22 protein-coding genes and 1 tRNA gene are annotated in these 24692 nt (G+C 63.3%); 15 read left to right on the forward strand and 8 right to left on the reverse strand.

Annotated features, from left to right (window positions below):
* Positions 1–384 precede the first annotated feature (384 nt).
* From rsmB to B0G81_RS26105, 10 genes are all read left to right on the forward strand, one after another.
* Positions 385–1824 carry a 16S rRNA (cytosine(967)-C(5))-methyltransferase RsmB gene (rsmB, locus tag B0G81_RS26060; protein ID WP_134139016.1) on the forward strand — a complete coding sequence of 480 codons (1440 nt, stop codon included), beginning with the start codon at positions 385–387 and terminating at the stop codon, positions 1822–1824.
* Entirely contained in the window at positions 1821–2420 is a 600-nt protein-coding gene (locus B0G81_RS26065; protein WP_106283956.1) for a DUF4390 domain-containing protein, read from the forward strand. Before rsmB ends, B0G81_RS26065 begins: the two co-directional genes overlap by 4 nt.
* A complete protein-coding gene (locus B0G81_RS26070) occupies positions 2410–4824 on the forward strand; it encodes a PAS domain-containing sensor histidine kinase (protein WP_106283955.1) in 2415 nt (804 codons plus the stop codon). Before B0G81_RS26065 ends, B0G81_RS26070 begins: the two co-directional genes overlap by 11 nt.
* Positions 4825–5514 carry a response regulator transcription factor EsaR gene (esaR, locus tag B0G81_RS26075; protein ID WP_106283954.1) on the forward strand — a complete coding sequence of 230 codons (690 nt, stop codon included), beginning with the start codon at positions 4825–4827 and terminating at the stop codon, positions 5512–5514.
* Positions 5515–5622: 108 nt separating this feature from the next.
* Positions 5623–5698 (forward strand) — tRNA-Phe (locus B0G81_RS26080).
* A 389-nt stretch (positions 5699–6087) separates the two neighbouring features.
* Positions 6088–6822 (forward strand): 7-cyano-7-deazaguanine synthase QueC, encoded by a 735-nt coding sequence (gene queC / locus B0G81_RS26085; protein WP_106283953.1) that lies wholly within the window; start codon positions 6088–6090, stop codon positions 6820–6822.
* Positions 6823–6886: 64 nt separating this feature from the next.
* On the forward strand, positions 6887–7519 hold the full coding sequence (gene queE / locus B0G81_RS26090; RefSeq protein ID WP_116118660.1) for a 7-carboxy-7-deazaguanine synthase: 633 nt from the start codon (positions 6887–6889) through the stop codon (positions 7517–7519).
* 9 nt (positions 7520–7528) lie between these two features.
* A complete protein-coding gene (gene queD / locus B0G81_RS26095) occupies positions 7529–7972 on the forward strand; it encodes a 6-carboxytetrahydropterin synthase QueD (protein ID WP_090518804.1) in 444 nt (147 codons plus the stop codon).
* A 225-nt stretch (positions 7973–8197) separates the two neighbouring features.
* Positions 8198–8980, forward strand: a complete 783-nt coding sequence (locus tag B0G81_RS26100) for an aldolase/citrate lyase family protein (protein ID WP_134139020.1) — start codon at positions 8198–8200, stop codon at positions 8978–8980.
* Between the two features lie 50 nt (positions 8981–9030).
* Complete coding sequence (locus tag B0G81_RS26105) at positions 9031–9681, forward strand: tetratricopeptide repeat protein (protein WP_243856795.1); 651 nt, start codon at positions 9031–9033, stop codon at positions 9679–9681.
* Between the two features lie 106 nt (positions 9682–9787).
* Here the strand turns inward: B0G81_RS26105 and rodA are convergent, their stop codons facing one another.
* The 6 genes from rodA to B0G81_RS43805 form a co-directional block, all read right to left on the reverse strand.
* Positions 9788–10936 (reverse strand): rod shape-determining protein RodA, encoded by a 1149-nt coding sequence (gene rodA / locus B0G81_RS26110; protein WP_106283949.1) that lies wholly within the window; start codon positions 10934–10936, stop codon positions 9788–9790.
* 9 nt (positions 10937–10945) lie between these two features.
* Positions 10946–13261, reverse strand: a complete 2316-nt coding sequence (mrdA, locus tag B0G81_RS26115) for a penicillin-binding protein 2 (RefSeq protein WP_134139028.1) — start codon at positions 13259–13261, stop codon at positions 10946–10948.
* A 142-nt stretch (positions 13262–13403) separates the two neighbouring features.
* The gene (gene mreD / locus B0G81_RS26120; protein WP_095417751.1) at positions 13404–13916 is read right to left on the reverse strand and encodes a rod shape-determining protein MreD; all 513 of its coding nucleotides are present in this window, start codon (positions 13914–13916) and stop codon (positions 13404–13406) included.
* On the reverse strand, positions 13913–15022 hold the full coding sequence (gene mreC / locus B0G81_RS26125; protein ID WP_134139033.1) for a rod shape-determining protein MreC: 1110 nt from the start codon (positions 15020–15022) through the stop codon (positions 13913–13915). The genes mreD and mreC overlap by 4 nt, the downstream gene beginning before the upstream one ends.
* Before the next feature lie 153 nt (positions 15023–15175).
* Positions 15176–16219: a rod shape-determining protein gene (locus B0G81_RS26130; protein ID WP_004189550.1), complete on the reverse strand. Its 1044-nt coding sequence runs from the start codon at positions 16217–16219 to the stop codon at positions 15176–15178.
* A 232-nt stretch (positions 16220–16451) separates the two neighbouring features.
* Positions 16452–16601: a hypothetical protein gene (locus B0G81_RS43805; RefSeq protein ID WP_166679062.1), complete on the reverse strand. Its 150-nt coding sequence runs from the start codon at positions 16599–16601 to the stop codon at positions 16452–16454.
* Here B0G81_RS43805 and gatC point away from each other — a divergent pair.
* From gatC to B0G81_RS26155, 5 genes are all read left to right on the forward strand, one after another.
* Entirely contained in the window at positions 16600–16899 is a 300-nt protein-coding gene (gene gatC, locus B0G81_RS26135; RefSeq protein ID WP_105511670.1) for an Asp-tRNA(Asn)/Glu-tRNA(Gln) amidotransferase subunit GatC, read from the forward strand. The genes B0G81_RS43805 and gatC overlap by 2 nt on opposite strands.
* Before the next feature lie 193 nt (positions 16900–17092).
* Positions 17093–18580, forward strand: a complete 1488-nt coding sequence (gene gatA, locus B0G81_RS26140) for an Asp-tRNA(Asn)/Glu-tRNA(Gln) amidotransferase subunit GatA (protein ID WP_134139038.1) — start codon at positions 17093–17095, stop codon at positions 18578–18580.
* Between the two features lie 5 nt (positions 18581–18585).
* Positions 18586–20061 (forward strand): Asp-tRNA(Asn)/Glu-tRNA(Gln) amidotransferase subunit GatB, encoded by a 1476-nt coding sequence (gene gatB / locus B0G81_RS26145; protein WP_134139041.1) that lies wholly within the window; start codon positions 18586–18588, stop codon positions 20059–20061.
* A 140-nt stretch (positions 20062–20201) separates the two neighbouring features.
* Entirely contained in the window at positions 20202–21041 is an 840-nt protein-coding gene (locus B0G81_RS26150) for a PPK2 family polyphosphate kinase (protein ID WP_134139044.1), read from the forward strand.
* 46 nt (positions 21042–21087) lie between these two features.
* Positions 21088–21867 carry an exodeoxyribonuclease III gene (locus B0G81_RS26155; RefSeq protein ID WP_134139048.1) on the forward strand — a complete coding sequence of 260 codons (780 nt, stop codon included), beginning with the start codon at positions 21088–21090 and terminating at the stop codon, positions 21865–21867.
* Positions 21868–22002: 135 nt separating this feature from the next.
* Here B0G81_RS26155 and B0G81_RS26160 read toward each other — a convergent pair whose 3' ends face one another.
* Together B0G81_RS26160 and B0G81_RS26165 are read right to left on the reverse strand one after the other, a co-directional pair.
* The gene (locus tag B0G81_RS26160) at positions 22003–23265 is read right to left on the reverse strand and encodes a M48 family metallopeptidase (RefSeq protein WP_166679151.1); all 1263 of its coding nucleotides are present in this window, start codon (positions 23263–23265) and stop codon (positions 22003–22005) included.
* Positions 23266–23297: 32 nt separating this feature from the next.
* Positions 23298–24692 (reverse strand): AmpG family muropeptide MFS transporter, encoded by a 1395-nt coding sequence (locus tag B0G81_RS26165; protein ID WP_106283942.1) that lies wholly within the window; start codon positions 24690–24692, stop codon positions 23298–23300.

Below are 24692 nucleotides of genomic sequence, written 5' to 3' on the forward strand. Positions count from 1 at the left end.
GGCGAGTCTGCGGGCTCGCCTTTTTATTTCGGCGCAAGGGCGCGAGCGTCTGATGCGCTGCGTTATCACGAGAAAATCCACTCTGTTCGCGAGGCGCCTGAGGGCCCGCGCCGCATCGTTGAGCCTGCGCTTGGGCCCCCGGCCTTTGCAGCCACCGTGGATTTGCAATCTCTACGCTTGCAGGCTGCCCGCGGACTCGTGCGCCGCGTTACGCTACGTCCGCGCCGATATATCCAACCCGCGCTTCAATCCCACTCCTTCCCGCTCGCCATACATCCGCGATCGCTGCGCTCACAGACCGCCCGCCGGCCCGCGTCGCGCGCCACGCTACAATGCGTGTTGATTGCGTCGCGCGCTCCCGCGCGGCCCGCCATAGCCTTCTTGATGACTACAAAGCCTTCTTCGCGTACCGCTTCCTCATCGGTGCGCCCGCGCGAATCACGTTTGTCGATGCTGCATCTCGCGCCCGAATCGCTCGGCTTCGCGCTCGACTGCGCGGGCCAGGCGGTCGGCGCCGTGCGTCTCGGCGCAGCGTTGCCGGCCGCGCTGCAATCCGTCTTCGTGTCCGCGCCGGAGGCCAGCGCTGCCGCGGCACGTGGCGCGGTGCAGGACATCGCCTACCGCACCATGCGACGTCTCGCGATTGCCGAGTGGCTGATCGCGAAGCTGGTGAAAAAGGCACCGCCGCCGCACGTCGGCCATGTGCTCGCGTGCTCGCTGGCCCTGCTCGTCGACGACGAAGCGAACGCTGCCTACGCACCGTTCACGGTCGTCGATCAGGCAGTGAGCGCGATCGGCGCGCGCCGTGAATTTGCCTTTGCGAAGGGCCTCGTCAACGCCGTGCTGCGCGGTTTCCTGCGCGAACGCGAAACGCTATTGAGCGCCGCGCAAGCCGACGAAGTCGCACGCTGGAACTATCCGGCATGGTGGATCGATGCCGTCAAGCGCGCGTGGCCCGACGCATGGCAGTCGGTGCTAGCCGCTGGCAACACACAAGGCCCGCTGACGCTGCGGGTGAACGCGCGTCAATCGACGGTCGACGCCTACTTGCAAGTGCTGCAAAACCATCACATTGCGGCGAGCAGGGCCGGCGCGTACGCCGTCAAGCTCGCCACGCCGATGCCGGTCGACCGCATTCCGGGCTTCAGCGACGGCGTCGTCTCGGTGCAGGACGCCGGCGCGCAGCTCGCCGCGCCGCTACTCGACGTGCGCGACGGCATGCGTGTGCTCGACGCCTGCGCGGCGCCCGGCGGCAAGACCGGCCATCTGCTCGAACTGGCCAACCTTCAGCTCGTCGCGCTCGAAAGCGACGCGTCGCGCGCGCGCCGTATCGGCGAAAATTTGCAGCGACTCAAGCTCGAAGCGGAAGTGCGGATCGGCGACGCGGGCGCGCCCGCAAAATGGCACGACGACATCGACCCGCCGTTCGATCGCATTCTGGCGGACGTGCCGTGTTCGGCGTCGGGCATCGTGCGGCGTCATCCGGATATTCGCTGGCTGCGCCGCGCATCCGACATTCCCGCGCTGGTCGCTGAGCAGCGCCGCATTCTCGACGCGCTCTGGCCGCTCGTGAAACCAGGCGGCGAGTTGCTCTACGTTACGTGTTCGATCTTTCCCGAAGAAGGCGAGTTGCAGGCGCAGTGGTTTGGAAACAAGTATCAGGATGCGGTACGATTGGACGCGCCGGGGCAACTGTTGCCTTCAGTCGCTCGCGCGCCCGCCGACACATCGGCCGGTTCTCATGCCGGACAACCCGCTGAAGACAGCGCCGGCGCGAACTCAGACCACGACGGATTCTTCTACGCGCGCTTTCAGAAACGGTGACCATCAAACGCTTCTTCCCGCTTCGGCTCGCTGCCGTGCTCTGGATCGCGCTGGCCGTATGGCTGGCGGCGCCGGGCGTGGCGCACGCTGATTCGATCGCGGTGCAGCGTGCATCGCTGCAAGCCGACAACACGGGTTGGAATCTCGACGCACGTTTCGACTTCGATCTGAACAGCAACCTCGAAGACGCGGTCAACAAAGGCATTCCGCTGTATTTCACGACCGACTTCGAACTGAGCCGGCCGCGCTGGTACTGGTTCGACGAGCAGCCGGTGAGCGTGTCGCAAAGCATTCGCCTGTCGTTCCAGCCGCTCACGCGCGAGTATCGCGTATCGAGCGTGTCGTCCGGCGGTTTGCAGCTCGGCTTCACCACGCTCAAGGATGCGCTCGCGGTGATCAAGCACATCACGTCGTGGCACGTGATCGAACGCAATGAAGTGCGTGTCGGCGAGACGTATAACGCGTCGGTGCGCATGCAACTCGACATCGCGCTGATGCCCAAGCCGTTTCAGATCGACGCGGTGAATAACCGCGACTGGAATCTCGCTTCCGAATGGAAGCGCTTTACTTTCACGGTGACCGAACGTGCTAAATAAAGTGCGCTCCGCTACCAGTGTCAGCAGCATCGTCGTGCGCGTGCTGGTGTCGACGGTCGCCGTGACGGCCGTGCTGCTGCTCGTGCTGCTCGCCGCGGCCAGCGCGAACACGGAATTCTTCGACCGCTATTACCAGTGGCTCTACGCCGCTAACCTCGTGGTCGCGATGATCTTTTTGCTGGTGGTGGCGACGCTCGTCATCATCATCATCGCGCGGCTGAGAAAGGGTAAGTTCGGCACGCGGCTATTGGCGAAACTCGCGTTCTTCATGGCGCTGGTCGGCGTGGTGCCGGGCGGCATCATCTACGTCGTGTCGTATCAGTTCGTGTCGCGCAGTATCGAGTCGTGGTTCGATGTGAATGTCGAAACAGCGCTCACCTCCGGTTTGAATCTCGGGCGCGGCATGCTCGACGCGTCGCTGTCCGATCTGCAAACCAAGGGCCGCTTGATGTCGGAACAGTTGGCGAGCGCGGACGCCGCCGGCACCACGCTCACGCTGCTGCGTTTGCGCGACCAGTTCGGCGTGCAGGATGCGACGATCGTCGAACCTACGCGCAGCATGTCAGGCGCGACGCCCGACATGCACGTGGTCGCGCAGGCCTCCGGCAACTACGCGACGCTCGTGCCGAACGATTTGCCCACGCCGTTGATGATCGAACAGGCGCGCGGCCGTGGCTATGCGGCGATCGAAGGCGAAGTGGACGGCGATCCTCACGCGCATGGCAGCAAGGGCGTGTTGCGGCTGCGGGTGGTGCAACGCATCCCCGATTCGAACGCCGCGCTGTTGCAGCCCACCGAACGCTTCCTGCAACTCACGCAGCCGGTTTCGCCCACGCTCGCGCGCAATGCCGACGCGGTGCAGCGCGCCTATCGCGAGTACCAGGAGAAGGCGCTCGGCCGTACGGGTCTGCGCAAGATGTATATCGGCACGCTGACGCTCGCGCTGTTCCTTGCCACCTTCATCGCGATGATGCTCGCACTCGCGCTCGGCAATCAGCTCGCGCGGCCATTGTTCCTGCTGGCGCAAGGCACCAAGGAAATCACGGAAGGCGATTACACGCCGAAGCGCGAAATCAAATCGCGCGACGAACTGGGCTTTCTCACGCAGTCGTTCAATGCAATGACGCGGCAGTTGTCCGAAGCGCGCGCGGCGGTCGAGAACAACCGCATCGCGCTTGAACACTCGAAGGCGTATCTGGAAAGTATTCTCGCGAACCTGACCGCGGGCGTGTTCGTGTTCGACCGGCAGTTCAGACTGACCACCGCGAATCGAGGCGCCGAGCGAATTTTCCGTCAGCCGTTCCAGGCGGTGATGGGTTCGGCCTTGGATCAGATCGGCGTGCTGAGCGAATTCGGCGGCATGGTGCGCAAGGCGTTTGCCGATCGCGAAGCGGCGAGCGGCGATGGTCACGACGATCGCGGTCACTGGCAGCAGCAGTTTTCCGTGCAGGTGCCGGACGAAACCGAGCCGCTTACGTTGCTCGTGCGCGGTGCGCGGCTTGTCTCGGCGACGGACCGCGACGCGGAAGACATGCAGACTTCCGGCTACGTCGTGGTGTTCGACGATATCTCGGACGTGATCTCCGCGCAGCGTTCCATCGCGTGGGGCGAAGTCGCGCGGCGGCTCGCGCACGAAATCAAGAATCCGCTCACGCCGATCCAGCTCTCCGCCGAACGTCTGCAGATGAAACTCGCCGACAAGCTCTCGCCATCCGATGCCGATGTGTTGAAGCGCGGCGCGACCACGATCGTGAACCAGGTAGCCGCGATGAAGCAGATGGTCGACAACTTCCGCGATTACGCGCGTACGCCGCCGGCGGTGCTCGCCCATTTGCAGCTGAACGATCTGGTCAGCGAAGTGCTCACGCTGTACGGTATCGAAGAAGGCAAGGGCGCCATTCAGGTGGAGCTCGCCGCATTGCCGGCGATTCGTGGCGACGCGACGCAATTGCGTCAGGTGATTCACAACCTGCTGCAGAACGCGCAGGATGCGGTGGCGGACCTCGAGCATCCGCGTGTGTTGCTCGAGACGAGGACAGTAGAATACGGAGACCCCGACGCGGAAGGCAAAGTCCGCGTCGCGGTGCGTCTGACCGTGTCGGATAACGGAGCGGGCTTTCCCGCGCGTATCCTCACACGTGCATTCGAACCTTACGTAACGACCAAGGCCAAAGGTACGGGCCTGGGTCTTGCGATGGTCAAGAAGATCGTCGATGAACACGGCGCGCGCATCGACATCCGCAATCGCATGAAAGCGGGAGATGTCATCGAGGGCGCGCAGATTTCGATCCTCTTCCTTCAACTGGCAGACGATGGCGTGGCACCTGGAACAGGGCCGCGTCCGGCGCACGGCGGTGCGTCGCAGGGAAAGACAAAAGCAACAGTGCAGACAAGGGCAGCGTAAATGGCAACCATCCTGGTGGTAGATGATGAAATGGGCATCCGGGAATTGCTCTCGGAGATCCTGAGCGACGAAGGGCATGTCGTGGAGGCCGCGGAAAACGCGCAGGAAGCGCGCGAGTTCCGTTTGCGCCAGGCGCCTGACCTGGTGCTGCTCGACATCTGGATGCCCGACACCGACGGCGTGACCTTGCTTAAGGAATGGGCCGCGCAAGGGCAACTGACCATGCCGGTGATCATGATGTCCGGCCACGCAACCATCGACACGGCGGTTGAAGCAACCAAGATCGGCGCGCTCAATTTCCTCGAGAAGCCGATTGCGCTGCAGAAGCTGCTTAAGGCCGTCGAGCAGGGTCTCGCGCGGGGCACGGCAGTGGGTGCGCCCGGCGGCGCGGCGGCCAAGCCGGTGTTGCCGGTGAGTGTTTCGGCGGTCGCTTCGGCGGCGGCATTGCCGATGCTCTCGACCGACGGCATGGGCAGCGGCGCGCTGGCTGCGCAAACGGCCTCGATCTCGTTCGACATTCCGCTGCGTGACGCACGCGACGCGTTCGAGCGCGCGTACTTCGAATATCACCTCGCGCGTGAGAACGGCAGCATGACGCGCGTGGCGGAGAAGACCGGGCTGGAGCGCACGCACTTGTATCGCAAGCTCAAGCAGCTCGGCGTGGATCTTGGCAAAAACAAAGGTGAGTGAGCCGCGGAAGTGAAGCCGGCGTTAAATATGCGGATCTCGCTTCCACAGAATTTTTCGAGAAGGGGCTTGTCGGAGCGCTGACCCTTTGATATCATTTCGTTCTTCGTTGGCCCGGTAGCTCAGTTGGTAGAGCAGCGGATTGAAAATCCGCGTGTCGATGGTTCGATTCCGTCCCAGGCCACCAGGATTCAGCCCCAGGAAATCGCAAGATTCCTGGGGCTTTTCCTTTTTGTGCGCCTGGTGTGGTGGGGCGTGATGGGCAGCGTTGCTTCGGCTTGCGTGCGCCACGTGTGCAGGGCGCGCTCGGCGGTGTTTGGCGTCGCGTGATAAAATCGCGCCAGTTCAAGGACTTGCACGTAAGTGCGTCGCGTGAGTGCCGCGCGGCAACGCCGCCATTAACACCGAACCCTTCGCCCGACGATTAACGGTATAAGCCCCAGCAACTCTGCGTGCGGAAGGCGCGGCCTATACTGCTTTGAGCCGGCAGCAGTGCCGGCACGCGTCGCGCCGCGTTGCTTGCATGGCGCACCTCGCGCAGCGCGACGTGGCACTCTTCATTCACGGAGTTTCACGGTGATCCGCAAAGACGCTAAACGTAGCGCTCTGGTGCTGTTTTCCGGCGGCCAGGATTCCGCCACATGTCTCGCCTGGGCGCTCGAACGTTATGAAACGGTCGAGACACTGGGCTTCGATTACGGTCAGCGGCACCGCGTCGAACTGGAATGCCGCGAGGGGTTTCGCAATGCGGTCGCGCGCGCATTTCCGGCATGGGCGGAGCGTCTCGGCGACGACCACATGATCGATCTGTCAGTGCTCGGCGCGATCAGCGATACCGCCATGACGCGCGAGATCGAGATCGAAGCTACGGCGAACGGTTTGCCGAACACGTTCGTGCCGGGCCGCAATCTGATGTTCATGACAATCGCGGCGGCGATTGCCTATCGACGTGGTTTGCAGGTGCTGGTCGGCGGCATGTGCGAGACGGATTTCTCGGGCTATCCCGACTGCCGCGACGACACGATGAAGGCGTTGCAAGTCGCGTTGAACCTTGGCATGGACACGCGCATCCTGCTCGAAACACCGTTGATGTGGCTGGACAAAGCCGACACGTGGCGTCTCGCACACGAGCTCGGCGGCGACGAGCTGGTTGAGCTGGTGCGCGTCGAGACGCATACGTGCTATGTCGGCGAACGCGCCGAATTGCATGCATGGGGTTTCGGTTGTGGCGAATGCCCGGCGTGCCGTTTGCGCAAGCGCGGTTACGAGGCGTATCTGTCGGGTGAGAAGGTCACCGAGGCGCCGCTCTGATGACGCGCGGCGCAGCAGCGCAACTCAGGCAATAATTTTTCAGGAACACAGGGCAGAAAGCAGCATGACTTACGCGGTCAAGGAAATCTTCTACACGTTGCAGGGCGAGGGCGCGAATGCCGGGCGTCCGGCTGTCTTCTGCCGGTTCGCCGGCTGCAACCTGTGGTCGGGCCGTGAAGAAGATCGCGCCGAGGCGGTGTGCCGCTTCTGCGATACGGATTTTGTCGGCACCGACGGCGAGAACGGTGGCAAGTACCGCACGGCTGACGATCTCGTGAAGATGATCGCGTCGCAATGGCCCGAAGGCGAGGGCGAGCGTTTCGTGGTGTGCACGGGCGGCGAGCCGATGCTGCAGATCGATCAACCGTTGGTCGACGCGCTGCATGCCGCCGGCTTCGAAATCGCCATCGAAACCAACGGCTCGCTGCCGGTGCTCGAAACGATCGACTGGATCTGCGTGAGCCCGAAGGCCGACGCGCCGCTCGTCGTGACCAAGGGCAACGAATTGAAGGTTGTGATTCCACAGGACAACCAGCGTTTGTCCGAGTATGCGAAGCTCGACTTCGAGTATTTCCTCGTCCAGCCTATGGACGGACCGTCGCGCGACCTCAACACCAAGCTCGCGATCGACTGGTGCAAACGCCATCCGCAATGGCGCCTGTCGATGCAGACCCACAAGTATCTGAACATTCCCTGATTTGCCGTGCTGACGATTACACGAAAACTCGAATTCGACGCGGGTCACCGCATCCCCGATCACCGCAGCCAGTGCCGTAATCTGCACGGTCATCGCTATGTGCTCGAAATCACGCTGCAAGGCGATCTGGTCGACACCGAAGGCGCGCCCGATCGCGGCATGGTGATGGACTTCGCCGACGTGAAGTCGCTCGCCGTCGAGCATCTCGTCGACAAGTGGGACCACGCGTTTCTCGTCTATGAAGGCGACACGCAAGTGCGCGGTTTCCTGGAAACGATGGCCGGCCACAAGACGGTCGTGCTCGATCGCATTCCTACCGTCGAAAATCTTGCCGCCGTCGCGTTCGACATTCTCGCGAACGTCTACGACGCGCACTACGGCGTGAATCTGCGTCTGCACAAGCTGCGTCTGTACGAGACGCCGAATTGCTGGGCCGACGTGGTCCGCGACTAAAGCCTGTAACCCGACGCTCGCGGGCCGCTCGCGCGGCCCAACCTTCGCGTTATTGTCACGGTATGATCGCTCCGACAACCACACGGAGCGAGACATGCCGGTCACCGCATTGCGTCGCAGCAGGCAGCCGGGCCGCCACGGCCCGCGCGCTCATCTGGCCCACGAGGCCAGCACGCTTTCCCGCAGTTCAGGCGAAGCGCCGCTTCACTGCGAGGGAGCGCGGCGATGAGCACCTTCACCAATCCCCTCAAGTCACGCCTTAAAGAAACCGATCCGCTGTTCGGACTGTGGCTCTCGCTCGGCAGCGACGCCGCCGCCGAAGCGCTCGCGCACGCCGGTTACGACTGGCTGCTGATCGACATGGAGCACTCGCCGAACGATAGCGGCGACGTCGCCTCGCAACTGCGCGCGATCGCCGCCGCGCATCTGCCGAGCGAGCCGGTGGTGCGCGTGCCGTCCAGCGAGGCATGGCTCGTCAAGCGCGTGCTGGATGCCGGCGCGCGCACGCTGATGTTCCCGAATATCGAGTCCGCGGACGAGGCGGCGCGCGCCGTGCGTCTCACGCAATATCCGGCCGCCGGCGCGCTCGACGGTGAGCGCGGCGTTGCCGGCGCGGTGCGGGCCGCGGGCTACGGCATGCGGCGTGACTACGTGCAGACGGCCAACGCGCAGATCGCGACCATCGTGCAGATCGAGTCGGCGCGCGGCTTGCAGGAAGTGGAAAAGATCGCGGCGACGCCGGGCGTCGATTGCCTGTTCGTCGGGCCGGCGGATCTCGCCGCGAGCCTCGGTCATCTCGGCGATTCGAAGCACGCCGACGTGCAGGCCGCGATGGCGCGCATCGTCAGCGCCGCGGACAAGGCGGGCATTGCCGCCGGTATTTTTGCCATGGACGTCGCGAGTGCGAAGCAGCATCGCGATGCCGGTTTTCGTTTCATCGCTCTGGCCGCGGACGTCATGTGGATGTTGCGCGCGACTCGCCAGGCGCTGCAGGAGGTGAGGTCATGAAGGGGATGGTGCAGTGCGTCGTGGTGCGTGTGGCGCTCACAGCGGCATTGATGGCGAATGTGGCGGCCTATGCGCAAGACAGCCGGATCGCGAAGTCGAATGATCCGGAGACGCAAACCGCGGTCGCCGACTACAACGCCGGCAATCTGGCTGCGGCGCTTGTCGAGTTCCGCAAAGCTGCCGAGCGCGGCAGCCGTCTCGCCGAGTTCAACTACGCGATGATGCTGCTCAACGGCGAAGGCACGTCGGTCAATGTCGATGAAGGCAAGAAATGGCTGCGCAAGGCCGCCGACGCCAACATGTCGCACGCGCAATACGTGTACGGCAAGATGTACGACGATGGCGAGTTCGTCGGGCGCGATCCGGTTGAGGCGCACCGCTGGTTCCTGAAGGCGGCGGAGCAGGGACACGTGCAGGCGGAGCTGGCACTGGCCAATCAGTTCCTCGATGGTCGCGGCACCGAGCGCGACAACAAGCAGGCGTTCGTCTGGTACAAGAAGGCGGCGCAGGGCGGCGACATGACGGCGCAATACGTGGCCGGCTCGTTCTATGAGCGGGGCGGCGACGGCGTAGAGAAGAATCTCAACGTGGCGCGCGCTTATTACGCAGCCGCGGCGGCGCAGGGCGATCCGGCGGCGCGGCTCAAGTATCAGCAACTCAGCGCGCAGTTGCGAGATCAGAAGGAAGTGAAGCCGCAGTAAGACCGTGGCGTTTTGATAACGACGCTGGATGCAAAAAGGGACGCTCCGTGAAGAGCGTCCCTTTTGCTTGTGGCGTCGCCGGCAACGCCCGCGCGGCACCGCCGCGCTAACTCTGCATCAACCGCTTCTGCCGCGCGACGCTCATGATCAGGCCGATCGCGACGCCCAGCGTGGTCAGCGCGGTGCCGCCGTAACTCATGAATGGCAACGGCACGCCGACCACCGGCAAGATGCCGCTCACCATGCCGATATTCACGAATGCGTAGGTGAAGAACGCCATGGTCAATGAGCCGGCTAACAGGCGTCCGAATAGCGTCGCGCCATTGGCCGCGATATACAGCCCACGCGCGATCAACAGCATGTACAGCGTGAGCAGCACGACGCCGCCCGCCAGCCCGAACTCTTCGGAGAACACGGCGAAAATGAAGTCGGTGTGCTTCTCAGGGATGAACTCCAGGTGCGCCTGCGTGCCTTTCAGCCAGCCTTTGCCAAGCGGGCCACCCGAGCCGATCGCAATGACCGCCTGAATGGTATGGAAGCCCTTGCCGAGCGGATCGGAAGTCGGATCGAGCAGCGTGCAGATGCGGTGTTTCTGGTAGTCGTGCATCAGCGGCCATTGCACTTCCGGCTGACAGATTTTGTCCTGGAAGGCGGCGATGGACGCGACCGCGATCACACCTGCAATCAGCACCGGCACGATCAGCTTGAAACTCAGGCCAGCGAAGTAAATCACGAAGAGACCGGCCGCGAACACTAGCACGGCTGTGCCGAGGTCGGGCTGCTTGGCGATCAGGCCGACCGGCACCGCGAGAATCACCAGACCGACCAGAAAGTCGTACCAGCGCATTACCCCTTCGCGCCGCTGGTAGTACCAGGCGAGCATCAACGGCGTGGCGATCTTCAGGATTTCCGACGGCTGGATCACCACGCCGACATTGATCCAACGCTTCGCACCTTTGCGCGTGAGGCCGAATAGCGCCACCGCGACCAGTAAAGCGATCCCGAATGTATAGAGCGGAACCGCGAAGCGCATCAGCGTGGTGGGTGGCACATTGGCGAGCGCCCACATCAGCACGAAGGTCAGCATGATGTTGCGCAGCTGGTCTTCCACGCGGCCGGGGACATCCAGACTCGCGCTGTACAGCGTGACGATGCCGACGCACAACAGCAGAAACACGATCAGTGCGAGCGGGCGATCGAAGCCCGCGAACATCCGCTTGATGCGGTCGAGCCAGGCGCGCTTGTCGAATTGCATGCCTTCTCCTTACTCGTCGATGCCGCCGGAAACCGGCTGGCGTGGCGACGTGGCCTGAATGCCGCCATCGCGCGACGCGGCGGCGGCTGTCGGCGCCGGCTCGCTGGCCGGACGGGGTTTATGCGGGACGCCGGATTTACGCGACGCGGGATTCTTCGTGGCGGTGGACGCGGACGTCGAGGCGGCAACCGGTGCCGATGCGGCATCAGGCGCGGAAGCTTCCGCCGCCGCGGACGCCGCCTTCGCAGCCGCCGCAGCGGAGGCCGCCGCTGCCGCCGAAGCCGTACCGGGAATTGGCAGCGCGGTGAAGCCCGCTGCGACCTTGACCGGCTGCACGCCGTCCTGCGGCGCCAGCGGTGCACCGCCGACTTCCGGCGCGGAGGCATCTTCGGTTGCCGACGCCGCTGCCTCGATGGCCGCTTGCTGCGCACCCGGTTTGTTCTTGCCGACCAGGTAATAGTCGAGCACCTTGCGCGCGATCGGGCCTGCGGATTCCGCACCCCAGCCGCCGTTTTCGACGATCAGCGCGAGCGCGATCTTCGGTTGCTCGGCCGGCGCGAACGCGATAAAGAGCGCGTGGTCGCGCAGATGCTCGGCGACCGCGTGGCCTTTGTAGTTCGCGCCCTGCAGCGAGTAGACCTGCGCCGTACCCGTCTTGCCGGCCGCCTGGTACGGCGCGCCGATGAACAGCTTCGACGCCGTGCCGTTGGTCACGACGCCTTCCATCGCGCGCTTGATGATGTCGATGTCCGATTGCTTGACCGCGATCTTGTCGCTCGGATCGCGCACCACCGGCCGCGTGTCTTTCGTGATCGGATTTTCGATGTCGCGCACGAGGTGCGGCTTCATCACGACGCCGTTGTTCGCGAGCGTGGCCGTGGCGTGAGCGAGTTGAAGAATGGTGAACGAGTTGTAGCCCTGGCCGATGCCGAGACTGATCGTTTCGCCTTCATACCAGCGTTGCTGCTCGGGCTTGCGGTACGCCTTGCGCTTCCATTCCGTGGAGGGAAGAATGCCCTTCGCCTCGCCCGAAATGTCGATGCCGGTGATCTGGCCGAAGCCCCACGGCTTCATGAAGTTGGCGATATTGTTGACGCCGAGATCGTGCGCGAGCATGTAGAAATACGTGTCGTTCGACACCACGATCGCGCGGTTCATATCAACCCAGCCTTGGCCCGAGCGCACGTCGTTGCGGAACGTGTGGCCGCCGAAAGTGTACGAACCGGGATCCTGGAAGCCCCAGCCCGGCGTGCGCTTGTGCAGCGTGAGCGCGGCGAGCGCCATGAACGGCTTGTAGGTCGAGCCCGGCGGATAGGTGCCGTGCAGCGGACGGTTGAGCAGCGGATGGTCGGGCGAGTTGTTGAGATCGTCCCAGGTCTGCTGGTCGATGCCGTCGACGAACGAGTTCGGATCGAAGCTCGGCGCGGACACGAACGCGAGCACGTCGCCCGTCGACGGTTCGATCGCGACCAGCGCGCCGCGGCGGCCCGCGAAGGCCTGCTCGGCCACCTGCTGCAAGCCGATGTCCAGGGACAGCACGAGGTTGTTGCCGGGCGTAGCCTGGGTTCGCGACAACGTGCGCACCGGGCGGCCGCCTGCGGTCACTTCCACTTCCTCGAAACCCGTCTGGCCGTGCAACTCGGTCTCGTAACTCTGCTCGACGCCGATCTTGCCGATGTAGTCGGTGCCCTTGTAGTTATTCGCGTCCAGACGCGGATCGTAGTGGTCCGGATCGCTGTCGTTCTGATCGCTGGCGTCGTCGATACGGTCCTGATCGCGCTGCGAAATCCGGCCGATGTAGCCGATCACGTGCGCCGCGGTCGGCCCGAGCGGATATTGACGGAACAGGCGCGCGCGCACTTCCACGCCAGGAAAGCGGAAGCGCTGCGCGGTGAAACGCGCGACTTCGTCGTCGGTCAGTCGGGTGCGGATCGGCAGGCTCTCGAAGTTCTTCGAGTCCTCCTGCAGCTTCTTGAAGCGGCGGCGGTCGCGTGCGTCGATTGAAACGACCGTGGCCAGGTTGTCGATCACGTTTTCGATCGAGTCGTTCAGCTTCGACGGCGTCAGTTCGAGCGTGTAGGCCGAGTAGTTCTTGGCCAGCACCACGCCGTTGCGATCGGTGATGATGCCGCGGTTCGGCACGATCGGCGCGACGGAGATGCGGTTTTCATCGGCCTGCAGCGAGTATTTGCTGTAGTGCCAGACCTGCAGAAACAGGAAACGGAAGCCGATCAGCCCGAAGCAGACGAACACGAACAGGCCCGCCGCCGCGACGCGCAGGCGGAACTTCGAGAGCTGTTGCTGAGTGTCCTTGAATTCGGTCATGCGATTCTGCAAAAGGCCGGGTGACGGCCATCATGAGTGTGCGCCTTTTCCGGCCGGAACCGGGAGGCATGAACAGCGATGCGCGTCGAGTGGGCCGGGAAAGTGGGTTCTGGCAAGAACGGCCGGCGCGCTCGATGCGGGATCAAATCGGCCGGGTATCGTCCGGATCGGCGGGGCGGCGCTGCGGCATCAGCAGCAGCATGCTGGTGACCGGCCACAGCGCGGCTTCGACGAAGCCGTCGATCAGATAACCCCAGCCCGGAAACGCCGCGCCCGTCAGCAGACGGATCACGAACGGCACCAGTTGCGCGACCACCAGCAGCGGCATGACCGCGAAGGTCTGCACGCCGAGCGACATCCACAGCACACGACGGTGAATCGTGATCGCGCCGTACGACAACAACGTGTACGCCAGCGCGTGCTCACCGAGCAGGCTGGCGTTGTGTACATCCATCAGCAAACCGAGTGAAAACGCGATACCCATGCCGACTTTGCGCGGCTGGTGCACGTTCCAGAACAGCAGCACGAGCGCGACGAAGTCCGGCACGCCGACGAGGCGCCCCCACGGCATCAGGTTCAGCAGGAACGCCGCAGCGAGGCTGAACGAGATGAAGTAAGGATTGACCGGCTGCAGGATGTATTGCGGACGGTTCATGGCTGGGCCCCTGGCTTGGCTGGCGGCTTCGCGTTCTTGTCAACGGCCGGTTTCTTTTCGGCGGCGGGCTTTTTCTCCGCTGCGGGCGGTTTGGCCGGCGCCTTTTCGGTGGGCTTGGCGGTTGCGGGTTTCTCGGCTGCGGCCTTTTCGCCGGCTTTTGCCGGGGATTTATCCGCCGCGGCCTTGCTGTCGGCCGATTTGGCGCCTTTCTTCGCTTTTGCGTCCTTCGCGGCCGTGGCTGCGTCGGGCTCTTCGGCCGGACGCGGGGGCACATTGTTCACGTAATGCAGCACCAGCAGCTGACGCGCGCCGCGCACCGGCGCGACCGGCAGGCAGATCACGCGGGCGAACGCCGTATCGGCCTGCTTGTCGACCCGCACCACCTTGGCGACCGGCAGACCCGGCGGATACACGCCGTCCAGACCGCTGGTGACGAGTTCGTCGCCGGTTTGAATGTCGGCGCTGATGGGCACGAAGCGCAGATCGAGCGTGTCGCCCTTCGGCGTGCCGTAAATCACGCTGCGCAGACCCGTGCGCACGATCTGCACAGGCACTGCCTGATCTTTGTCCGTAAGCAGCGTCACTTCGGCTTGCAGCGGGAACACGCGCGTTACCTGGCCAATCACGCCGTCTTCGTTGACGACCGGCGAACCGTTCTGGATGCCTTGCTGCGCACCCCGGCCGATCACAACCTTCTGCGTGAACGGATCACGCGTGTCGTACTGGATTTCGGCAGGCAGCGATTCCGTGGTGGAGCGCTGCGACAGTTGCAGCAGCGCGCGCAAATGCGCGTTCTCGGCCGCCAACCCAGCGGCCGTATTGGCTTGCTGCGAAAGCTGCAGGTCTTTGGTGCGCAGTTTGTCGTTTTCGCTGCGCAGCGTGGCGCTGGTCACGGCCAGGTCGGCGGCGCCCACGAACATATCGCGCGGCACGAGGGCGGCGCGTTGCAACGGATAAAGACCCGCGCCGAGCACGCCGCGAACGATTTCGAGCGTTTTGAAGCGTGCGTCGGAGATCAGCAGGGCGATCGCCAGCAGGACAAAAAATACGAGTCGTGCGAGGGCGGACGGTCCTTGCTTGAACAGGGGCGGCGGACTGTATTCCATGGTCGGCGCCGGGGGCGTGAGCGGTTGGGTGAGACGGCGGCGCGCGAGGAACGCGCGTTCAGCGCGCGGAGGCTGGTAGGCCCAGCCAACGGCAAACCGGCCCGCAAGGAGCCGTTTGCCTGATCCGCGCTACTGACATGGAGACGGGCTCGCTTACTCGTACGAGAAGATGCTGCCCAGCTTGTCCATGCGTTCGAGCGCCATGCCCGAACCGCGCACAACGCAGGTCAGCGGGTCTTCGGCGACGAGCACCGGCAGCCCGGTTTCTTCGGCGAGCAGGCGGTCCAGATCGCGCAGCAGTGCGCCACCGCCCGTGAGCATCATGCCGCGCTCGGCAATGTCGGCGCCGAGTTCCGGCGGCGTTTGTTCGAGCGCGATCTTCACCGACGACACGATCTGGTTCAGCGGATCGGTGAGGGCTTCGAGAATTTCGTTGCTGGAGATGGTGAAGCTGCGCGGAATGCCTTCCGACAGATTGCGGCCCTTCACTTCCATTTCCTTGACTTCGGAACCCGGGAAGGCGGAACCGATTTCCTTCTTGATGGCTTCGGCGGTTTGCTCGCCGATCAGCATGCCGTAGTTGCGGCGGATGTAGTTGACGATGGCTTCGTCGAACTTGTCGCCACCGACGCGCACCGAGCCTTTGTACACGATGCCGCCGAGCGAGATCACGCCGACTTCCGTCGTGCCGCCGCCGATGTCGACGACCATCGAGCCGGTTGCTTCCGACACCGGCAGGCCGGCGCCGATAGCCGCGGCCATGGGTTCTTCAATGAGGTAGACCTGCGAAGCGCCCGCACCGTGCGCGGCTTCTTTAATGGCGCGGCGCTCGACCTGGGTCGAACCGCACGGCACGCAAATGATGATGCGTGGCGACGGCGAGAACATGCGCGATTCGTGAGCAGTTTTGATGAACTGCTTGATCATCTGCTCGGTGACCGTGAAGTCGGCGATCACGCCGTCTTTCATGGGGCGGATTGCCTCGATGTTGCCCGGCACCTTGCCGAGCATCTGCTTGGCTTCCTTGCCGACTGCCTGGATGGTTTTCTTGCCGTTGGGACCGCCTTCCTGGCGGATCGACACCACCGACGGTTCATCAAGAACGATACCCTTGCCACGCATGTAGATGAGCGTGTTGGCCGTACCGAGGTCAATGGCCAGATCGTTGGAAAAGTAGCTGCGCAAAAAACCGAACATTCAAAATCCTGTCTCGCTGGGGGCCGGGCCTCGCAATGGTTGCGCAGGGCGGCAGCGGAAAAAATAACAGCTTCAACCGGGCGGATGCGGCGCCACAGGAACTTGAAGCTGCGAGGGAGTCTACCGGAGGCCGATGCAAAGCCAGGTCAGAAAAATCCGAACTATCTTTGGGAATTGTTCAGAAAGGCCTTGGTAAGACGGTCCGGGTTTGGGTCGAACGCGTAATGATACCTTATAATTTTGGATGTTTTAAAGGAAACGGACGGCACTTTTTGCCACCGCTGGCCCCTTTTTCGAGGTCTTCCTCCAGCGTCGTAACCCGCTGTCGCGGCATCGTTTTTTCCTTGCTGCGGCGGTCCACCACATTTTCCGGTGACTGCATGGCTCTGACCCTGACCGATGTAAAACGCATCGCGCATCTCGCGCGGCTCGAACTGGCCGACGCCGACGCTGAGCACACGCTCGTCCAGCTCAACGATTTTTTCGGCCTCGTCGAGCAGATGCAGGCGGTCGATACCACCGGCATCGCGCCGCTTGCCCATCCGATCGAGCAGATCGAAGACGTCGCGCTGCGTTTGCGTAACGACGCGGTGACCGAAACGGTCGAACGCGAAGCTTTCCAGCGCCCGGCGCCCGCCGTGCAGGACGGCCTGTATCTCGTGCCGAAGGTGATCGAGTAACACCCGCGCAACGAGCCCGGCGCGGTATGCGAGCGGGCCTCCAGACGAAGTGCCGACTTGCGGCATATCGACTCGTGGCTTCAACGCTCGCATAACCGTCGTCTCCGGCTTCCTCGGCTCGGTTTGCCGGCGGGCAGCCGAACGCCTCCACGGCAGCGTGACTACGCTGCCGCGCTCTTCAGGATAAAACGCAATGCATGAAAAAAGTTTGACCGAACTGCGCGCCGCACTGACGGCCAAGGAATGCTCCGCAGTCGAACTGGCGCAGCTCTATCTGAAGCGGATCGACGCGGCCAACAGCCTGAACGCATTCATCCAGGTCGATCCCGATCTGACGCTCGCGCAGGCGAAAGCCGCGGACGCGCTGCTTCATACCGGCCACGCCGGCCCGCTGGTCGGCCTGCCGATCGCGCACAAGGACGTGTTCGTCACCAAGGGCTGGCGCTCCACCGCCGGCTCGAAAATGCTGTCGAACTACGAAAGCCCGTTCGACGCGACCGTGGTCGCGCGTCTGCAGAACGCCGGCATGGTGTGCGTGGGCAAGACCAATATGGATGAGTTCGCAATGGGCTCGTCCAACGAGAATTCGTACTTTGGTCCTGTGCAGAATCCGTGGGATGTTAAAGCTGTGCCGGGCGGTTCGTCGGGCGGGTCGGCTGCGGCCGTCGCCGCGCGCCTCGCGCCCGCTGCAACGGGTACGGATACCGGCGGCTCGATCCGTCAGCCGGCGTCGTTCTCCGGCATCACCGGTATCAAGCCGACATATGGTCGCGTGTCGCGTTACGGCATGATCGCGTTTGCCTCGTCGCTGGATCAGGGCGGTCCGATGGCGCAAAGCGCCGCGGATTGCGCGACGCTGCTCAACGCCATGGCCGGCTTCGACGAACGCGATTCGACCAGCCTCGTGCGCGACGACGAAGACTACACGCGTTATCTCGGCAAATCATGGAAAGAAGACGGCGCCGGCAAGCCGCTCGCCGGCCTGCGCATCGGCCTGCCGAAAGAGTATTTCGGCGCCGGTCTTGCCGACGACGTGCGCGCCTCGATCGACGCCGCGTTGAAGCAATACGAAGCGCTCGGCGCCACGCTGGTCGAAGTCTCGTTGCCGAAAACGGAGTTGTCGATTCCGGTGTACTACGTGATCGCGCCGGCCGAGGCTTCGTCGAACCTGTCGCGTTTCGACGGCGTGCGCTTCGGCCATCGCGCTGCCGAGTATCGCGATCTGCTCGACATGTACAAGAAGTCGCGCGCCGAAGGTTTCGGCCCGGAAGTGAAGCGCCGCATTCTGGTCGGCGCCTACGTGCTGTCGCACGGCTATTACGACGCGTATTACCTGCAGGCGCAGAAGATCCGCCGCATCATCGCGCAGGACTTCCAGGAAGCGTTCAAGCAGTGCGACGTGATCATGGGACCGGTCGCGCCGTCGGTGGCGTGGGACCTCGGCGCGAAGGGCGACGATCCGGTGCAGATGTATCTGGCCGACATCTACACGTTGTCGGTGAGCCTTGCCGGTTTGCCGGGCATGAGCGTGCCGTGCGGCTTCGGTGCGGGCGCGAACGCGCAGCGTCCGGTCGGTTTGCAGATCATCGGCAACTATTTCAATGAAGCCCGGATGCTTCAGGTGGCCGACGCGTTCCAGCGCGCGACCGACTGGCACCGCAAAGCACCGGCAGGAGTGTGAGCACCATGGCCAAGCAATGGGAAGTCGTGATCGGTCTGGAGACCCACGCGCAACTGTCGACTCAATCGAAGATTTTTTCGGGCACCGCGACGCAATTCGGCGCGGCGCCGAACACGCAAGCCAGCCCCGTCGATCTGGCGTTGCCGGGCACGTTGCCGGTGATGAACCGCGGCGCCGTGGAGCGCGCGATCCAGTTCGGTCTCGCGATCGGCGCAACGGTGGCGCCGCGCAGCATCTTCGCGCGCAAGAATTATTTCTACCCCGATCTGCCGAAGGGCTATCAGATCAGCCAGTACGAAATCCCCGTCGTGCAGGGCGGTCAGGTAACGATTCAGGTGCCGGCCAATGAAAAGGCCGGCAAGGAAGCGTATGAGAAGGTCGTCAATCTCACGCGCGCTCACCTCGAAGAAGACGCGGGCAAGTCGCTGCACGAAGACTTCGCGGGCATGACCGGCATCGACCTGAATCGTGCCGGCACGCCGCTGCTTGAAATCGTGACCGAGCCTGAAATGCGCAGCGCGGCCGAAGCGGTCGCTTACGCGAAGACGCTGCATACGCTCGTCACGTGGCTCGGCATCTGCGACGGCAACATGCAGGAAGGCTCGTTCCGTTGCGACGCGAACGTGTCGGTGCGTCCGGTCGGCCAGGCCGAATTCGGCACGCGCGCCGAGATCAAGAACCTGAACTCGTTCCGCTTCCTCGAAGAAGCGATCCAGTACGAAGTTCGCCGTCAGATCGAGTTGATCGAAGACGGCGGCACGGTGGTGCAGGAAACGCGTCTGTACGATCCGGACAAGCGCGAAACGCGCTCCATGCGCAGCAAGGAAGACGCGCACGATTACCGCTATTTCCCCGATCCCGATCTGATGCCGCTCGTGATCGACGCGGCGTGGATCGAGCGCGTCAAGGCAGAGATGACAGAGCTGCCGGTGGCGATTCAACAGCGTTTCGTGTCGCAATACGGTTTGACGCCGTACGACGCTAACGTGCTGACCTCGAGCAAAGCCATGGCCGCGTACTACGAAGCGGTGGTGAGCAAGGTCGGTCCGGCCAACGCGAAGGTTGCCGCCAACTGGCTGATGGGCGAAGTGTCGTCGCAACTGAATCGCGAGGGTCTCGACATTGCCGGGAGCCCGGTGTCGTCCGCGCAACTCGCGTTGCTGCTGCAGCGTATCGCCGACGGCACGATCTCCAACAAGATCGCCAAGGAAATTTTCCTCGCGATCTGGGAAGAGAAGGCCACCGACGAAGCCGCCGCCGACCGCATCATCGAAGCGAAGGGGCTGAAGCAGATTTCGGATACCGGCGCGCTGGAAGCGATCATCGACGAAGTGCTCGCCGCGAATCAGAAGTCGGTCGAGGAATTCCGCGCCGGCAAGGAAAAGGCATTCAACGCGCTGATCGGTCAGGCAATGAAAGCGACGAAGGGCAAGGCCAATCCGGCGCAAGTGAACGAACTGCTGAAGAAGAAGCTATCCTGAGTCGAAGTTAAGTTGAGCGTGAACGACTGAAGCGCTAAAGCTCAGGTCAGCACGGGCTGTTGCCGGAAACGAAAGTGGGGCAACGGCCCGTTTCATTTTGCGGGTCCGTTTAAGCGAACACAGATCAGGGGAGTGTGTGGATGGCCAGGCAACCCGAACTCGACGATTTCCGCGTGCCGTATTTCGACGACGGCAAGAAGAAAAACAAATTCTCGCTGAGCGATTTCGACCCGGCCGCCAAGCCGTTTTCGACCGGCTCGAAAGATGGTGACAAGGCGCGTCTGTCGGAGATCGGCACGAAGCTCGACAACTTGCAGGAGCGCTTGCACGCGCAGCAAACGCGCCGCGTATTGCTGGTGCTGCAGGGCATGGACACGAGCGGCAAGGACGGCACGATCCGCGCCGTGTTTCACGAAGTCGATCCGCTCGGTTTGCGCATCGTGCCCTTCAAGGCGCCGACGCCTGTCGAACTCGCGCATGACTTTCTCTGGCGCGTGCATTCACAAGCGCCGGCCGCCGGTGAGCTGACGATCTTCAACCGCAGTCACTACGAAGATCTGCTGGTGCCCACCGTGCTCGGCACTTTGGATGAGCAAGCCTTCGTGCAACGCTGCTGCCACATCCGCCAGTTCGAGGAATTGCTGGCGTATAGCGGCACGGCCATCGTCAAGTGCATGCTGCACATTTCGAAAGACGAACAGCGGACGCGTCTGCAGGCGCGCATCGACGATCCGAGCAAGCACTGGAAATTCGACCTTGCCGATCTCGAAGCGCGCAAGCAGTGGGACCAATATCAGGAGGCGTACCAGGACGCGCTGGCAGCGACCTCGACGGAATACGCGCCGTGGTACGTGATTCCCGCCGACTCCAAGACGCATCGCAATGTGATGGTTGCGGAGTTGCTGTTGCGCAAGTTCGAGGCACTCAAGCTCGAATATCCGCCTGCCAAAGAATCGCTGAAGGGCATCAAGGTCGAGTGACCGTGCCTTTCGCTTCATCAACGAATCGAACGTAAAAAGGAACGACATGTTGCGTGTGATTACCGCGAACCTGAACGGCATCCGCTCAGCGGCCAAGAAAGGCTTTTTCGACTGGTTCGGCGAGCAGAAGGCCGACGTGCTGTGCGTGCAGGAAATCAAATGCTCGCAGGACGATATGACGCCGGAATTCATGGCCCCGCACAACTTCACCGGATACTTTCAGCACGCTGTGAAGAAGGGTTATAGCGGCGCGGGCGTGTACACGCGTCACGAACCGGACGAAGTGGTGATCGGTTTTGGCAGCGAGGAGTTCGACCCGGAAGGTCGTTATGTCGAACTGCGTTTCGGCAAGCTCTCGGTGATTTCGGTGTATGTGCCCTCGGGCTCGAGCGGCGACGAACGCCAGCAGGCCAAATACCGTTTCATGGACGAGTTCATGCCGCATCTCGCGGAGCTGGCTCAGGAGCGTGAGGTGATCGTGTGCGGCGACGTCAACATCGTCCACAAGGAAATCGACATCAAGAACTGGAAGAGCAACCAGAAGAATTCGGGTTGCCTGCCGGAAGAGCGCGCATGGCTCACCAAACTATTCGATGAAGTGGGTTACGTCGACGTGTTCCGCACGCTCGACCAGCGGCCGGAACAGTACACATGGTGGAGCAATCGCGGTCAGGCGTATGCGAAGAACGTCGGGTGGCGGATCGATTATCAGATCGCGACACCGGGTATCGCGAGCAAGGCGAAACGCACCGACGTGTTTCGCGATATCAAGTTCAGCGACCATGCGCCGCTAACGGTGGATTACGACCACAAGGTGAAGAAGTAAGCATGGCAAGCGAGGCTGAGGCCTCGCCTTTGTCATGACAATGGTCGCGAGTGCGAGTGCGCAGCAAGCGAACCGGAACTCGACCCTGCGGAACGCGTTGTCGCGGAAGCAGCGGACGCTAAAGACCCGCGCAACTCAATCGCGGGCCAGTTTGCGGCGCGGCCGGCCCATGCCGGCGTAGTCTGGCAACGCGTCCACGGTCTTGCCGATCGCCTTCGCGTAGAGCGGCAGCATGTCCGGCAAGCGCTTGACAATGTCCTGACGGCGCGCCGGCGTGTAGGGATGCACGTAGATGAAGCCTTGATCGCGATTGCTGCGCGTGGCCTGCGCCAGCTTGTCCCACAGCGTGACCGCGGCGCGCGGATCGAAGCCGGCGCGCGACGCGATATCGCTGCCAATCACGTCGGCTTCGGTCTCGTCGGTATTTTCGTACTTCATTTCCAGCAGGCGCGAGCCGATGCCGAGCGGCGCCGCGCCCAGATCGGCGAGCCCGAATAGCTGCGGGATCGTGCCGGACGAGTCGAGCTGGCTTGCCTGCAGTTGGCCGAGCCGCTCGCGCGCATGCTCGCGCAGCGCATGCGCGATCTCATGGCCGATCAGCATGCCGAGCTCATTGTCGTTCAGTTTCGCGCGGTCGAGCAGTCCGCCGTACACGACGATCTTGCCGCCCGGCAGACAGTACATGCGTATATCGGGCGAGCGCACCACCGCTACATCCCATTTCCAGTTTTTGGCCCGCTCGTTCCATTTCAGCGAGTACGGAATCATCTTGTCGACGATCGAGCGCACGCGCGTGACATGCGCGTCGGTGTCGGCATACAGACGGTTCGAATGCTCGGCGCCGTAGGTGATCTGGCTGAACTCGTCGGCGGCTTGCGCTTCGAGCATCGGCGATGGGATCAGGTTGCGGAACACCAGATAGCCGCCGTAACGCAACTGCGTGTTCAGGGTGTACGACGCGGACGCCGCGGCGGGCATCGAGGGGACGGCCGGCGCTTTCGTGGCCGCGGGCGGCGAAGATGTTGCGGCGGGCGTTCTGGCAGTGACCGGGGCCGGCGGCGGCTGCGTCGATTGGGGCGAGGGAGGCGATGAAGGCGGCGTTGCAGCCGCGGGCGCGCTGCCTGCACCCGCTGCGCCGGTGGCATTGTTCGCGCCTTGTGCCGCCGATGTCGCGCTTTCAGGGCTCGCGGCTGTCACCGGTGCGGGCTTCGCCGTCGGTGCTGACGTAGTGGCCGGCGCCGGAGCCGGAGCCGCCGCGGGTGCGCTGGTAGCCGCAGCCGGCATGGCTGCCGCAGAGGCGTTCAATGGCGCGGCTAATGTCAGGCTCGCACAGCCAAGCGCGCATATGGCGTGCAGTGCCGCGCGGGTGCCCTTGATGGCAGGGCGCCGAGACGTCACCGAGCGCGCCGCACCCTTCGAAAGAAGCGCCTTCACGACTGCTTCCTCCACGGCGCGATACGCAGCAGAAGCAGCATGCCGGGCAACCCCAGCGCGGTACAAACGATGAAGTAGTCGAACCAGCCGATCTGCGCGACCACGTAGCCGCTCGCCGCGGAAGCCAGCGTGCGCGGCACCGAAGCAAGGCTCGTGAAGAGCGCGAACTGGGTGGCGGTGTAGCGCGGATCGGTGGTGCTGGCGATATAGGCGGTGAAGGCCGCCATCGTCAGCCCGGTGGCAAAGGTTTCCAGTCCGTAGACAAGCGCCAGCGCAACTGAACGCGGCTCGAGCTGCACCGCCCAATCGACGCCCACCAGTGCCAGCAGCTTCGTCGTGCCTTCGCTCAGCCAGACGGCGATGTCGTAAATTGCCACGAGACCGGGCGATGCCGGCCCGAGGTGCGCGAGCCATGCGAAGCCGAGCGTCGACACCATCTGCAGGACGCCGAATATCCACAGCCCGCGGCCGATGCCGATTTTCATCAGCCAGATCCCACCGACGATCCCGCCCGCCAGGCTCGCGCCGAATGCGGTGGTCTTCGCGATCACGCCGATCTGCGTGCGCGAAAAGCCGATGTCGAGAAAGAACGAGGTGGACAGCGTGGTCGCCATCGTGTCGCCGAGCTTGTACAGAAAGATGAAGCCGAGCACGAACAGCGCGCCGCGCCAGCCGTCGCGCTGAATGAATTCCTTGAATGGCTGCACGATCGCTTCGCGCAGGTTTTTGGGCGGCGTGCCGTGGACTTCGGGTTCGCGCACTACGAGTGTCATCACCATGCCGGGCAGCATGAACGCGGCCGTGACAATGAAAACGGTGGTCCAGGGCAAATGGTCGGACAGGATCAACGCGAGCGAACCGGGCACAAGCGCCGCGATCTTGTAAGCGTTCACGTGCACCGCGTTGCCGAGACCTTGCTGGGTATCGCTCAACAACTCGCGCCGGTAGGCGTCGATCACAATGTCCTGACTTGCGCCAAAGAACGCGACCAGCGCGGTCAAAGCCGCCACCGTCCAGATCGAATCTTTAGGCGACACGAACCCCAAGGTGGCAATGGCACCGGCCACGAGTATTTGCGTGACCAGCATCCAGCCGCGCCGTCTGCCCGGACGCCAGCCCGGAAAACGCGGGACGTAGCGGTCCATCAACGGCGCCCAGATGAATTTCCAGGTGTACGGGAACTGGATCAGCGCAAAGAGGCCGATCTCCTTCAGATTGACGCCTTCTGAGCGTAACCACGCCTGCACCAGGTAGACGAGCGTGAACAGCGGCAAGCCCGACGTAAAGCCGAGAAAGACGCAGATCAGCATGCGCGTATTCAGGAACGCGCGCCAGCCGGGATGTTCTTCGTGAGCGGTAAGTGCAGGCGCCTCGTGCGGCGGGTTCGACAT

It is taken from the genome of Paraburkholderia sp. BL6665CI2N2, from assembly GCF_004366535.1.
GTDB lineage: Bacteria > Pseudomonadota > Gammaproteobacteria > Burkholderiales > Burkholderiaceae > Paraburkholderia.

Excerpts from the sequence above, each read along its gene's own strand:
- rsmB (WP_134139016.1), top strand. The coding sequence starts at position 385 with ATGACTACAAAGCCTTCTTCGCGTACCGCTTCCTCATCGGTGCGCCCG.
- B0G81_RS26130 (WP_004189550.1), bottom strand. The coding sequence starts at position 16,219 with ATGTTCGGTTTTTTGCGCAGCTACTTTTCCAACGATCTGGCCATTGAC.
- gatC (WP_105511670.1), top strand. The coding sequence starts at position 16,600 with ATGGCTCTGACCCTGACCGATGTAAAACGCATCGCGCATCTCGCGCGG.
- esaR (WP_106283954.1), top strand. The coding sequence starts at position 4,825 with ATGGCAACCATCCTGGTGGTAGATGATGAAATGGGCATCCGGGAATTG.
- mreC (WP_134139033.1), bottom strand. The coding sequence starts at position 15,022 with ATGGAATACAGTCCGCCGCCCCTGTTCAAGCAAGGACCGTCCGCCCTC.
- B0G81_RS43805 (WP_166679062.1), bottom strand. The coding sequence starts at position 16,601 with ATGCAGTCACCGGAAAATGTGGTGGACCGCCGCAGCAAGGAAAAAACG.
- queE (WP_116118660.1), top strand. The coding sequence starts at position 6,887 with ATGACTTACGCGGTCAAGGAAATCTTCTACACGTTGCAGGGCGAGGGC.
- B0G81_RS26105 (WP_243856795.1), top strand. The coding sequence starts at position 9,031 with ATGGCGAATGTGGCGGCCTATGCGCAAGACAGCCGGATCGCGAAGTCG.
- B0G81_RS26155 (WP_134139048.1), top strand. The coding sequence starts at position 21,088 with ATGTTGCGTGTGATTACCGCGAACCTGAACGGCATCCGCTCAGCGGCC.
- B0G81_RS26165 (WP_106283942.1), bottom strand. The coding sequence starts at position 24,692 with ATGTCGAACCCGCCGCACGAGGCGCCTGCACTTACCGCTCACGAAGAA.
- mrdA (WP_134139028.1), bottom strand. The coding sequence starts at position 13,261 with ATGACCGAATTCAAGGACACTCAGCAACAGCTCTCGAAGTTCCGCCTG.
- gatB (WP_134139041.1), top strand. The coding sequence starts at position 18,586 with ATGGCCAAGCAATGGGAAGTCGTGATCGGTCTGGAGACCCACGCGCAA.
- mreD (WP_095417751.1), bottom strand. The coding sequence starts at position 13,916 with ATGAACCGTCCGCAATACATCCTGCAGCCGGTCAATCCTTACTTCATC.
- B0G81_RS26100 (WP_134139020.1), top strand. The coding sequence starts at position 8,198 with ATGAGCACCTTCACCAATCCCCTCAAGTCACGCCTTAAAGAAACCGAT.
- B0G81_RS26150 (WP_134139044.1), top strand. The coding sequence starts at position 20,202 with ATGGCCAGGCAACCCGAACTCGACGATTTCCGCGTGCCGTATTTCGAC.
- rodA (WP_106283949.1), bottom strand. The coding sequence starts at position 10,936 with ATGCAATTCGACAAGCGCGCCTGGCTCGACCGCATCAAGCGGATGTTC.
- gatA (WP_134139038.1), top strand. The coding sequence starts at position 17,093 with ATGCATGAAAAAAGTTTGACCGAACTGCGCGCCGCACTGACGGCCAAG.